Annotated in this window: 8 protein-coding genes; 7 read left to right on the top strand and 1 reads right to left on the bottom strand. The window is 63.0% G+C overall.

Going from position 1 to position 12497, the window contains the following annotated elements; all coding sequences use genetic code 11:
* Positions 1-5: 5 nt before the first annotated feature.
* From J3485_RS24130 to J3485_RS24120, 3 genes are all read left to right on the top strand, one after another.
* Entirely contained in the window at positions 6-899 is an 894-nt protein-coding gene (locus J3485_RS24130) for a substrate-binding domain-containing protein (protein ID WP_206956849.1), read from the top strand.
* A gap of 6 nt (positions 900-905) precedes the next feature.
* Positions 906-2252: an MFS transporter gene (locus J3485_RS24125; protein ID WP_277991645.1), complete on the top strand. Its 1347-nt coding sequence runs from the start codon at positions 906-908 to the stop codon at positions 2250-2252.
* A 164-nt stretch (positions 2253-2416) separates the two neighbouring features.
* Positions 2417-3055, top strand: coding sequence for a LysE family translocator (locus J3485_RS24120; protein ID WP_206956848.1), 639 nt, complete (start codon positions 2417-2419; stop codon positions 3053-3055).
* A 53-nt stretch (positions 3056-3108) separates the two neighbouring features.
* Here J3485_RS24120 and J3485_RS24115 read toward each other — a convergent pair whose 3' ends face one another.
* Positions 3109-3615: a DUF1993 domain-containing protein gene (locus J3485_RS24115; protein WP_206956847.1), complete on the bottom strand. Its 507-nt coding sequence runs from the start codon at positions 3613-3615 to the stop codon at positions 3109-3111.
* A gap of 396 nt (positions 3616-4011) precedes the next feature.
* Here J3485_RS24115 and J3485_RS24110 point away from each other — a divergent pair, with 396 nt between their 5' ends.
* The 4 genes from J3485_RS24110 to J3485_RS24095 all read left to right on the top strand — a co-directional run bounded on the left by J3485_RS24110 (position 4012) and on the right by J3485_RS24095 (position 12496).
* On the top strand, positions 4012-5643 hold the full coding sequence (locus J3485_RS24110) for a S53 family peptidase (protein ID WP_206956846.1): 1632 nt from the start codon (positions 4012-4014) through the stop codon (positions 5641-5643).
* Positions 5644-5805: 162 nt separating this feature from the next.
* Positions 5806-7461: a S10 family peptidase gene (locus J3485_RS24105; RefSeq protein WP_206956845.1), complete on the top strand. Its 1656-nt coding sequence runs from the start codon at positions 5806-5808 to the stop codon at positions 7459-7461.
* A gap of 632 nt (positions 7462-8093) precedes the next feature.
* Complete coding sequence (locus J3485_RS24100; protein ID WP_309477077.1) at positions 8094-8819, top strand: hypothetical protein; 726 nt, start codon at positions 8094-8096, stop codon at positions 8817-8819.
* Positions 8820-9358: 539 nt separating this feature from the next.
* A complete protein-coding gene (locus J3485_RS24095) occupies positions 9359-12496 on the top strand; it encodes a PIG-L family deacetylase (protein ID WP_206956844.1) in 3138 nt (1045 codons plus the stop codon).
* Position 12497 lies beyond the last annotated feature (1 nt).

Raw genomic sequence — 12497 nt, 5'->3', positions numbered from 1 at the left:
CATCCATGACAACGACGCTGACCGGGGTGCCGACGCTGCGCACCAATCTGTCTGAATACGCGGTGACGAAAGCAATGCGGGACGGACGGGTGAGCTCGGACCTCGTCACGCTCGACTTCTGCGGGCCGACGCCGGCGCACAACGGCTTCAAGGCGATGGTGCGCGAGAACCAGTTCGACGCGGGCGAACTCGCGATCGTCACGTTCTTGCAGGCCAAGGCATACGGCAAGCCGTACGTGTTGCTGCCGACACCGATCTCGGGGCGATTCCAGCATCACTGCGCGGGCTTCAACATCGACTTCGGTCATCTCGATCCGAAGGACATCGAGGGTAAGAAAGTTGGCGTGCGCACTTATACGCAGACGACCGCACTCTGGATACGCGGCATCTTGCGTCACGAATACGGCGTCGATCTGGACAAGGTCACGTGGATGACGCTCGGCGACGGACATCTGGCCGAGTACAACGACCCGCAGAACTGCGAGCGCTTGCCCAAGGGCTCGTCGATTCCGCAGATGATGCTCGACGGCGAACTGGCCGCGGCATTGCTTGGTGAAGACATGCCCAAGGATCCGCGCGTGCGCACGCTCGTGCCCGATGCGCAGAACGCGGCGAAAGCGTGGTTCGCGCGCGAAGGCGTCGTGCCGATCAACCATATGTTCGTCGTGCACGAAAGCATTTCGAAGACGCGTCCCGACGTCGTTCGCGAACTCTATCGAATGATCGTCGAAAGCCGTGCGCAGGCCGAGGGTGTGCCCGCGGTGTTTCCGCCGATCGGGATGGAGGCGAATCGCAAGGGAATCCAATTGGCGATCGACTGGGCGCTCGATCAGAAAATCATTCCGCGCCGGCTTTCCGTCGATGAGTTGTTCGACGACGTGACTGGTAGCCTCGGCTAAAACGAATTGGAAGAGGCGACTCGACGGAAAAGAGCGCGGCCCGAGAATCGCTGGGGCATCGTCGTACTGCTGGCGCTCGGACTGATGATTGCATGGATGGACCGCTCGAGCATGGCCTCCGCGTTTGCGGACCATCGGTTCGTGCGGGAATTCGCACTGACGCATGTCGAGCGCGGCTGGCTCGGTTCGGCCGTGTTCTGGTCCTACGGGGTCCTGCAGATCGCGATGGGCTGGCTCGTGGATCGCTATGGCGTGAAATGGCCCTACGCAGTGTGCTTCTTCCTGTGGTGCCTCGCCGCCGCGGCCACGGGCATGGTCGGCACGCTTTCCGCACTCATCGTCGTGCGTCTGCTGATCGGTGCCGCGGAAGCGGTGGTGGTACCCGCTACTTATCGTTATCTCGCCAATAACTTCGAGGAGGCCCGCAGGGGTACCGCCCTCGGGATCTATTCGATCGGCGGCAAGATGGGGCCCGCGCTTGGCGCACCGATCGCAGCGTGGCTGATCGTCGCGTTTTCATGGAATGCGATGTTCATCGCCACGGGCCTCGTCGCGCTCGTCTGGTTGTTGCCCTGGTTGCTGATGCTCGACAACGATTTACCGTCGAAATCCGAACTCGCGGCCGCTAAACAACGAGCGGCCTCGGTACCGCTTGCCAATCTCTTGGCAAGCCCGGTGGTATGGGGCGGTTTGATCACGAATTTTTGCTACAGCTATTTCGCGTTCTATTGCATGACCTGGATGCCGGCCTATCTGGTCGAACAGCGCGGTCTTTCGCTGAAGCAATCGGGGCTGTTTACCTTCTTCAGCTTCGCGGGCATCGCGATCGTGGCGGCGCTCGCCGGATGGGTGGCGGATCGGCTGATCGCGCGTGGCCGTGATGCCGTGCTGGTGCGTAAATGCTTTATCGTGGCTGGCTTTATCGGCGGCACGACCGTCTTGCTTGGCGCTTATGCACCCTCGCCGCAGATGGCGTTGTTTTGGAACGTGGTTTCGCTCTCGCTGCTGGGCCTCGCGACGGCGAACAACCTGGCCCTCGTCAAGCTCACCCTGATCCCGAAGCAAGCGGTCGGCTTGAACACTGGCCTGCAGCAGGTGGCGACCAGCCTTGCGGGCGGCGTGTCTGCCAGTCTGTCGGGCTGGCTGCTCCATCTAGGACACAGCTATACGCTGCCCATGCTCGCGATTTTCGTGTTTCTGATGCTCGGGGCGACCAGCACCGTGGTGCTGCTACAGCGGAAATGGGCGCCGAGAATCAATGAGAGCGGGGGCGAAGCGCCGCAGCGCGAAGACCCGGCGCCGGCAGTTTTGCGGTGCGCCGATACGCTGAGATCGGATGGCCAAGCTCATTGAAGCGCTGCCGGGTAATTGAGAGTTGGTGGAAGGTCTTGCAGAATTGTTTTATTTTGGCGAAATCCACCATCTTTTGATTGACGGAAAACGCGATTGGCTGAAAATCGCTCCGGATCTAGCGGCAGAATATCGTTTCCGAAATACGAAACGATATCGAGGTTGCCGTGATTTCCGCCGACTTGCTCATTGCATTCATCGTAGCGCTCATCGTCGTCTATGCGATTCCCGGCCCCGACATGGCGTTGATCCTGCAAACCAGCATTGCCCGGGGCACGCGCAAAGGGCTGACTGCCGCGGGCGGCCTTGCCGTGTCGCGCGCGACGCACGTGACGCTTTCCGCATGCGGCGTGGCGGCCCTGCTCAAAGCCGCGCCGTGGCTGTACGAGATCGTGCGCTACGGCGGCGCGGCCTACCTTGCCTATATCGCCATTCAAATATTCCGCTCGCCTGTTTTCGCTCTGCAGCCCGAAAGCGCGGTTACCGGGCCGGCGCACGAAGGCGGGGAACTGCGGCAAGCGTTCGTCAAAGGCCTTTTGACGAACTTGCTCAACCCCAAGGCACTGCTGTTCTGCTCGGTGCTGTTGCCGCAGTTCATCCGGCCGGCCGCCGGTCCCGTGGCCCTTCAGGTGACGGAACTCGGCGTCATCCTGCTGCTCGTCGGAGCGTTGTTCGATACGCTCTATGCGGTCGGCGCCGCGCGCATCGCGACCGTGCTGCACAAGTATCCGCTTGCGCAAACGCTGCAGCGTTGGACTTTCTCCGCCGCTTTGATCGGTTTCGCGCTGCGTCTGTCGCTCGATTAAAGGCGGTTGCCGGGCAACCGCCTTCCACGAGGTGCCGATCCGGCTTCGAGCTGCTAGACGCGCCCCAAGTAATCGAACTTGCCGAGCTCGATGCCGTTGTGGCGCAAGATGGCGTAGGCCGTCGTCACGTGGAAGAAGAAGTTCGGCAGCGCGAAGTGAAGCAGATAGACCTGACCGACGAATTCGTGCTTGCCGCTCGGCACGGTGAGCGTCACCGTGCGCGATTCGCTGCCTTCCAATTTCGCCGCATCGAAGCCTTGCAGGTAGGCGAGAGTCTTGTCGATGCGCGCATACAACTCGTCGAACGTCGTCTCGACGTCGTCAAACTTGGGCGGCTCGACGCCGGCCAATCGTGCGATGCAAAACTTCGCCGCGTCCGATGCGATCTGCACTTGCTTGGTCAGTGGGTGCATGTCGGGATAGAGCCGGCTCGACAGCAGAATCGACGGCTCGAAGTGTTTCGTCAGCGCATGGTCGTGCGCTTTTTGCAGTACGGCGCGCAGATTCGTGAGCCCGCGGGCGAACACGGGCACTGAAGTTTCGTAAATAGACAGGGACATGTTGCGTTTTTCCTTTTGTACTTGAGTACTTGATGCTTTCCGACGGTCGGGTCGCGAGCGGCGGGCCCGGCAGCGCGTTGCCGACTCGCACACCGCTGCGCGGGCCATGATATGCCGATGCGAGCAGGTTTGCAGATCGTGCATCGGCATGCGCGGCGACGCTGGCCGCTTTGCGGCTCCGCCTAGGCCGGACAGCTAACGTTTCCGTTGCCGGCTCCGCGCATGGTCGGCGATGCACTACACTTTGAGCAGTCGTCCGACGAATGCCGCTTGGTCTCGCTCGCGGCGTTCGTCGTTTTGCCGCAGCGTGGCTGCAAAGCCGCAAAGCGAAGGAACTGTGCGGCACAGGCGGGTGTCGGAGCTTTCCGCGTATCCACTGCGTGAGGAGAGTCATACATGACCAAAGCGAGACAGCGGCTCGCAGGCAGCGAGCGTGCAGCCGTCGAGGATTCAACATGCCTCGGGCCGATCGACCCGAACGAAACCCTACGCGTCGTCGTCATCCTGCGCCGGCGCGGCGCGCGCGAACTCGAGGATCTAGCGCATCGGATTGCCTGCGGGGAGGCGGTTGAACCGCTCTCGCGAGAGGCTTTCGCGCAGCGCTTTGCTGTTGCACCCGAAGACGTCGCCAAGCTCGATGTATTCGCGCGCGAATACGAGCTGAGCGTCGAGCGGCGGGATTTCAGCGCGGCCAAGGTGGTGCTGGCCGGTACCGTCGAGCATTTCCAAGCGGCGTTCGGCGTCGAACTCTCACACTACGAGCACCCGACGCTTGGCCGGTTTCGCGGCCGGAGCGGCCCTGTCACGATTCCGAGCGAAATCGCCGAGGTCGTGACGGCCGTGCTGGGCCTCGACAATCGTCCACAAGCACGCCCGCATTTCCGGCTACGCAGGGAGCCAGGGCCTATTACGGCTCGCGCTGCGACGCATGCGTTTACGCCGCTGCAAGTGGCGGGGCTGTACGACTTTCCCGACGGCGACGGCGCGGGCCAGTGCATCGGCTTGATCGAATTGGGCGGCGGTTATGAGACGTCGGATCTGTCTGCCTACTTCGGCGGCCTCGGGGTGCCGGCGCCGCAAGTCGTCTCGGTGCCCGTCGACGGTACCGGCAACAGCCCGACCGGCGACGCGGGGGGGCCTGACGGAGAAGTCACCCTCGACATCGAAATCGTCGGCGCCATTGCGCCGAAAGCGAAGATTGCCGTCTATTTCGCGCCGAATAGCGATGCGGGCTTTATCGACGCCGTTTCTCAAGCGCTGCACGACTCCGCGAACCAGCCGTCGGTCCTGTCGATCAGTTGGGGCGGCCCGGAGAGTTCATGGACGGACCAGGCCGTCTCCAGTTTCGGCGATGCGCTCCAGTCGGCCGTAGCGCTCGGCGTGACGATATGCGCGGCGGCGGGCGATAGCGGCTCGGGCGACGGCGCGTCGGACGGCAGCGATCAAGTCGATTTTCCGGCGTCGAGCCCCTATGTGCTGGCGTGCGGCGGTACGCACATCGCGGTCAAGGCCGGCGCTTCGTCGATCGAGAGCGAAGTGGTGTGGAACGACGGGGCGAGCGATGGAGCGACGGGCGGCGGCGTCAGCACCCGGTTCGCGCTGCCCGCTTGGCAGGAAGGGTTGAAGGCGGCTCGCGTCGGCGCCGAGCCGCTGCCGCTCGGCCACCGCGGCGTGCCCGACGTAGCGGCCGACGCCTCGCCGGCCTCGGGCTACGAAGTGCTCATCGACGGGCAGACGGTGCCGGTCGGGGGGACGAGCGCCGTCGCCCCGCTTTTTGCGAGCCTCGTTGCACGCATCAACGCGCTGTCGGGCAAGAGCGCGGGTTTTTTGAATCAAAAGCTCTATCAGTCGTCGAACGCATTCAATGACATCACTGCGGGCAACAACGGCACCTATGCGGCCGCGCCCGGATGGGATGCCTGCACGGGGCTGGGAAGCCCGAACGGCCGCAGTATTTCCGCGGCGTTGGGCGTTCCCGGCGCGGCGATCCCCGCGGGGCCTCGGAACGTGCTTGGTTCATCGCAATAGCACTTCGGCACTTTTGGGCGATTCAATTCGGCACTTCGAACGGAAATGGGTCAATGCCGGTGCGCTCCGGATGGAGCACCGGCCAGGCAGCAGCAGTTCGTCAATGCAGGCGGCGTATGCGCTAGGACCCGTGCGCCGGCCATAACCAATGGAGCGATTACGATGAATTCCGATACCGGCAGCCCGCAATCGACTCACAACGCTCATGCGCCGTCGCCGGGCAGGGCCTCGATGCCGCACGTGTTCCTTCACCGGCAGGACGATCAACCGTTTCACGACGACGTCGCGTACGGAAACGGGCCCGACGATTTCGTGACGGACGCGAGCGAGAGCGCAGCCGTGACGCACCACACGATCACGATCGGCGGCCGAAAGATCGACTACACGGCCACTGCCGGTCATCTCGTCACGGTGGACGAATCGAGTTCGAAGCCGAATGCGAAGATGTTTTATGTCGCATTCACCGAGGACAACCAGAAGGAAGCGGCGCGGCCCGTCACGTTCTTCTATAACGGCGGTCCCGGCTCGTCGTCGGTCTTCGTGCTGCTCGGCTCGTTCGCGCCGAAGCGGATCAAGACGGCGATGCCCGGCTTTACGCCGCCCGCGCCGTATGCGATGGAGGACAACCCCGACAGCCTGCTCGATAAAAGCGATCTCGTTTTCCTCAATCCCGTCGGAACCGGCTATTCGGCGGCGATTTCGCCGAACAAGAACCGCGATTTCTGGGGCGTCGATCAGGACGCACGCTCGATCAAGCAGTTCATCAAGCGCTTCTTGACGAAGAACGACCGCTGGAATTCGCCGAAATACTTATTCGGTGAATCGTATGGAACGGCGCGCAGTTGCGTGCTGGCCTATATGCTTCATGAAGACGGCATCGACTTGAACGGCGTCACGTTGCAATCGTCGATTCTCGATTACACCCAATCCGGAAACCCCGTCGGGGCTTTGCCGACGGCCGCGGCGGATGCCTGGTATCACAAGCGGCTCGGCATTGCGCCGACGCCGACCGATCTCGGTGCGTTCGTCGAAGAAGTCGCGCAGTTCGCCCGCACCGATTACCTCGCCGCGCTGCGCAAGTTTCCCCAAACAGACGACGCGGTGGTCGAGAAACTGTCGCAATACACGGGTATCGATAAAACGACGCTGCTCGCGTGGAGTCTCGATATTGCCGGCTACGACAGCCGTGGGAATTCGCTGTTCTTGACGACGCTGCTGAAATCGAAAGGGGTCGCGCTCGGGTCCTACGACGGGCGCGTCACCGCAATCGATACGGGCATCGCAGGACAAATCGATCCGAACTCCGGCGGCAACGATCCGACGATGACGGCCGTGACGGGCGTTTATACGACGATGTGGAACGAGTATCTGAACGAGCAGTTGAAATACACGTCGACGTCGTCGTTTACCGATTTGAACGATCAGGCTTTCCAGAACTGGGACTTCAGCCACATCGACCCGACAGGAGCCCAAAAGGGAAAGGACGCGCAGGGGAACATTATTTTGTATACGGCGGGCGACTTGGCCGCCGTGATGGCGCTGAACGTCGATTTGAAGGTGCTGTCGGCCAACGGCTTCTACGATTTCGTCACGCCGTTTTATCAAACCGTCCTCGATCTGCAGCAAATGCCGCTGATCGAACAAAGCGTGCGTAACAACTTGTCGGCGCGGTTCTACCCGTCCGGGCATATGGTGTATCTGGACGGTGGCTCGCGCACGGCGCTCAAAGCCGATCTCGCGAAGATGTACGACACCGTGAACGCCGACGAGCCGGCCATGGCGCGCGTGCGGGTCCTGCAGCAGCGGCGTCGGGCATAAACGGCAGCATTCGGCCGGAAGGCAGCAGCGCCTCTCAAATGGGCGGCAGTGTCGAGCGGCGCTGCCGCTTTTCGTTGTGCGCGGGATACGTGGGCCTCTCGTTCTGCGTGGCATAGGCGCGGGTTTTGCTTCAACGCAATTAGGCAAGCACTTTCTACGGCGACTAGTTGATGAGCGAAGCAAAAATTTCCACCCATCATGGCAACACAGCATCCGATAAGCGACAGCAAATCAATTCCAAATTGATTCGACGAATCGACGTTTTTTGGGGCAGGGCGGTACAGCTCGTGCGCTTGGCTTGTTGGGCTGCCGCCGCATGCTCGACGATTGCTACGGCTGCGCCAGCCATCGGCGCCTCGGCGGCTTCGGGTGCTTCATCGCCAGCGCGGAGTGCAGGTGCGGAGCCGACCGCGCCGGGTTCATCGGCTTCGGCCGCGGCAATAGGGACTGCGCCCGCTGCGTCGGCCGCAGCGACGGAATCTGCGGCATCGGCTGTTTCAGCCGCGTCGGCCGCTTCCGCCGCAGCCGCTGCATCCGCATCGGTAGCGACGGCCGCCAAGCAAGCCGCCGATGTCGCTGCGCATCTCGACCCCCGCGATGCGCTCAAACTCGGCAACCAATTCAAACGCGATGTGACTCGACGCTTGACCGTACCGCTCGCATATCAACGCGCCTATGCGCAACGCCTGCAGGCGGCCTTGGCTGCGAAGGGGCTCGATGCGTTGGCTCGGCAATACGTCGTGCTCGTTGATCGCAATCCGAATGTCCAAGCGTTGTTCATCTATTTCCGCGGCGATCCGGCCGGCCCCTGGACCCTGATCGGCGCTTCGCCGGTGTCCACAGGCTGGCCGGGCCGCTACGACCATTTCATCACGCCGCTCGGCGTCTTCGAGCACACGCCCCAGAACATGGACTTTCGCGCCGAGGGGACGCTCAATGAGAACCGCATTCGTGGCTATGGCGCGCGCGACATGAGGATTTTCGATTTCGGGTGGATCGACGCGCAGCGCGGATGGGGCAAGGGCGGGATTTCGTCGATGCGCTTTCAAATGCATGCGACCGACCCGGACAAGCTCGAGCCACTGCTCGGCATTCGCCACTCGAAGGGTTGTGTGCGTATCCCCGGTTCGCTCGATCGCTTTCTAGACCACCACGGCATTCTCGATGCCGATTATCAGGCCATGGCCGATGCGGGCATCTCGCTCTGGGTGCTTCATCCAGATCGCGCGGTCACGCCGTGGGCGGGTCGCTACTTGGTCGTCATCGATTCGGGGGCGAAGGTGCGGCCGTCGTGGTCGCCGCAGCCGCGGCCGGCGATTCGCGCGCGGATGCGAGGTAACGAAGACACGGCGGACTGAGTTCGCTCGTGTCCCGCGGCGAGCCCATTGCCGCACGCATTCGATTCGATAGCGAAGTCGTGACCTACACAGCGAAGTGACGAGCGCTCGCGAGCAGCGTGTGTCGCCGCGCGCGGCTCTGTCCCGCAAGGAGTCTCAGGTTCTCGTTGATTGCTAAGCAGCATTGCTTGGAGGACACGGTTTCTTACGGTTCTCAGAATTGAGCGTTAGATGCAACGCAATGCAATTCAATTCCGACCGAGGGACCGATGGGCGATCGTATCGAGCGTGGGGATGCCGTATCCATTCATGAACTCCACGTTGCGCCCCGAAGCGCAATCGCAGTGCAACCCGCGACTACCCCGCCGAGCAGCGGTAGCGTGCTGGACGGCCTGACCGCCGCCGCTCGCAGGACGCCCCGTGTTGCGCCGGGCGATGGTTTTGCTTCGGCTTCCGGTGACTCGGAAGCGAGAGTCGATTCGAGCGCGCGAGGCCTCGCGCGTCGCCCCATTCCGGAGGCGTTGCGGGCCGCGCCCACTCGCACGGCCGGCACTAGAGCCGTGTCACTGAGGCCAGGATCGCCGTCGAGCGATGCAGCATCGAGCGATACGCGATTCAAGGCATCGACTGCGCGTCTGGTGCAGCCGGATGCGTTGGCGCAGCGTGATCTCGCATTGCGTCCGTCGGGACTTTGGGTTCCGAAGGCGCATCTGCCGCTGCCTGGCCCGCAAGCGCACGACGCAAACGAATCCGCCGTTCATCCCGCGGTTCAGGCGTTGCTGGACGAGCATCTGCCGGGAAAGTCGTTCAAAAAAGTGCTGCTCGTGCATGCGCACCCGGATGACGAGACGATTTATGCGAAGGCGATCGAGACGATGCTCAGGCTCGGCATCGAGGTTCATCTGGTTTGCATTACGTCCTCCAATGGCGGCACGGTGTTCACGAGCAAAACGGGCGTTCAGCGCCCCACGATGGCCGCGACCGGGAAAGAAGACCTGGACGCGGCACGGTTCGGTGAATTGCGCGTGGCTCAGACGGTGGATTTCCTGAGCCATCTCGGGCCGAACCCGAGCCTTGTGAAGATCGATGTGCTGTCGTACCCCGACCGGAGCCCTTTCAACACACCGGCAGAGCGCAGCATTCGCTATGAAGACATCGCCGACTGGAACAGCGAGTCGATCGTCGAATTCCTGGCTGGCGTGCTGACCAATGGCGAGTACGCGGCCGCGTTCGGGTTGAGGAACGAGGAAGCAGTGCACGGTGCGCACAAGCGCAGCACCGTCAAGCTCGAAGAAGCGATCTCGCGGTTCGTGGAGAGGACGGGTAGGCCCGCACCGATCCAGGGTGCAGCCGTCGAAGTGGGGTACTACGATCCCCGCGTGCTCGAGCCGATCGATCCCGAACGCAAAGTCGAGGTCACGTTGAACGACACCGAAGTCATGCTTCGGCGCGCGCTGCTGAAACGCTCGTTCGGCGATGCGCAGCCGCATCGCGAGGTCGAATTCGGCGAGCAGCCGCCGGGCAATCAGGCGCAATGGAACGCGGAGCGGAACTACGAAGTGATCGAGGTGGCGCCGGGAACCGATCCTCGCGCAGTCAAGTTCCTCAACGCGCTGTTCAATACCCGAGTGTCGGTCGAGCCGGGAAGTCCGTTGCCGGCCTTGCTGCTCGGCGACGAGGCCAACAGGCCGCGCCCGGACGTCAGGGTCCACCGGGCCGATATTCCGCCGCACGCGTCGTCCGAGGCGCGATTGGCCGTCGGCGTGCCACAGCCGCCCGCCACGCCGCAAACCGCGCACGTGGGACCTGAGGACGGTGCGCTCGAATCGCTCCCCGCACGCGTTCGCGACGCGCGGCGCGGCGCCGGGACGCAGCCGTTCGAGACATCCGATCACGACGCGGAAGGTATGGCGGCCTTTCGGGCAGGCCCACGGTTCGTGTCCGATCACACGCCATTGAAGACTCGCTTTGGCGCGCTCACACCGAAGCAGCGGCGCGAAGGGCATCGCTTCGCCAGTGGCCCGAGGCGCGATACGGTGCGTTATGCCGTCTCACCCAGCCAAATGCCGCATCAAACGATCGGTGCAAACGGCCAGGATCTGCGACTGGATTCGAGCACGCGTGTGTTCACGACGCTTGAAAGCGCGAAGGAATATGCGATCGAACTGTTGCAAAGCAATCCCGACGCAGACATCAGCATGTTCCGGCTCGTCGCGCCGGCGAAGGAGATGCGGGCGCAGATTCGCAGGAACGTGATTCCCAGCGAGTTGATCGAACGAGCCGCGATGGTCGTCGACGAGCACGGCAATCTTTACCACGAGACGGTAGCAAACCCTTCGGCCAAGTATCGGGTCGAGCCGGGCGAACTGTACGGGCCGCCGCCTGTTACCGGCATGCCCGTGCGCTACAAGCGGCTTGCCGCGGTAGGCAGTCTCGGCAAGATCACCGGCACCGCCGTCGCCACCTATCTGAGCATGCGGCATGGCCTAGGCTTGTCGCATGTCGACACGATCGAAATGATGACGAAAACGGGGCGCACGATGTTCGGTGTGCGTGCGTGGATCAATGCGCAAAAGGCTGTCATGGAGATTCGCTTGGCGAATCTCGTCGATGTCGTGGCGGCCGAGCGCGGGGAACGGTTGGAACGCAAAACGCCGTTGCAGCCGACCGCTTCGCCAGCCGGCGATGAGGCGGCGGAGCCGAACACGTCGCCGGTGACGCCGAGCCCCGCACTCGATCGGTTGCAGCGCCGTACCGGCGGAGTGCGCGGCTTCCTGCGCGGGTTCACGCGAGAGGACCGCGCCGAGATGCAGTTGCTCGCGGATACGCTGCGTGCCTTGCCCGAGGATGTCGATGCCTATCAACGGCTCGACGAACTCGCGAACAGCCGCATGTTTTCGCCCAATAGCGTGATCGAACGCGCGCGACGGGTCCTGTGGGGACTGAGCTATGGGCCGAGCGATATTGCGGGAGCCAGCATCTGGCTCGCACCGGACGTCCTGTTGACCGACCCGGTCAGTTCATTGCACGAGGCGGCTACGTGGGTAGGAGACCTTTCCACGCTGGCGTTCGTTCCTGTCCATTTGCTCGGCAACGGTGGCTCGCGGCTGGAGAACACCCTCCGCAGGATCGGCGCCAAGCGCAATTTGGATCCGACCGTGCCCGCTGACGGCGAGCCGTTGCGCGACTTCCAGCCGGGCAACGATCAGCAATCGGCGCTGCGCAAAGCGTTGCAGGGCCAGGACTTGACCCACCCGCTGATTCGCCCGGATGGCGGACGGGCGTTCAGGCTGCCGCTCGATCGGCGCCTGACCGAGTTCCAGATGCTCGGTGCCAGTGTGGCGTCGGCGCCGTTCGGTGTGGCCAATGCGCTGGCGGCGGTAGGGGCCGCGGTGTCGGGCGATCCGATATCGGCCGTGTTGCTCTCGGGGATGGTCTTCTCCGACGCGACGTTCGCGCGGGGTTTCCGGCACGCGTACGAGGACGAATATGCGCGCAATCATGGTCTGGGCGAGAGGGTGCGTCGTAACGGATTGACGTGGCTCAGCCCGCCGTCGAGGGGCGCGGAGGTAGAGCAGTCCGATATCACGCAGCCGAAACTGGTCGCCGGCGGCTTGCTGCGACGAGTCAATCCGCAAATCGTAGTGGCTGCCGGAATGGTTCCGCAGGTGCTGCTCAACTGGGTCGACACCCATTGAC

Source organism: Trinickia acidisoli, from assembly GCF_017315725.1.
GTDB lineage: Bacteria > Pseudomonadota > Gammaproteobacteria > Burkholderiales > Burkholderiaceae > Trinickia > Trinickia acidisoli.
Note: the sequence above shows the minus strand (reverse complement) of the source record. Positions and strands in the feature narration are given on the sequence as shown.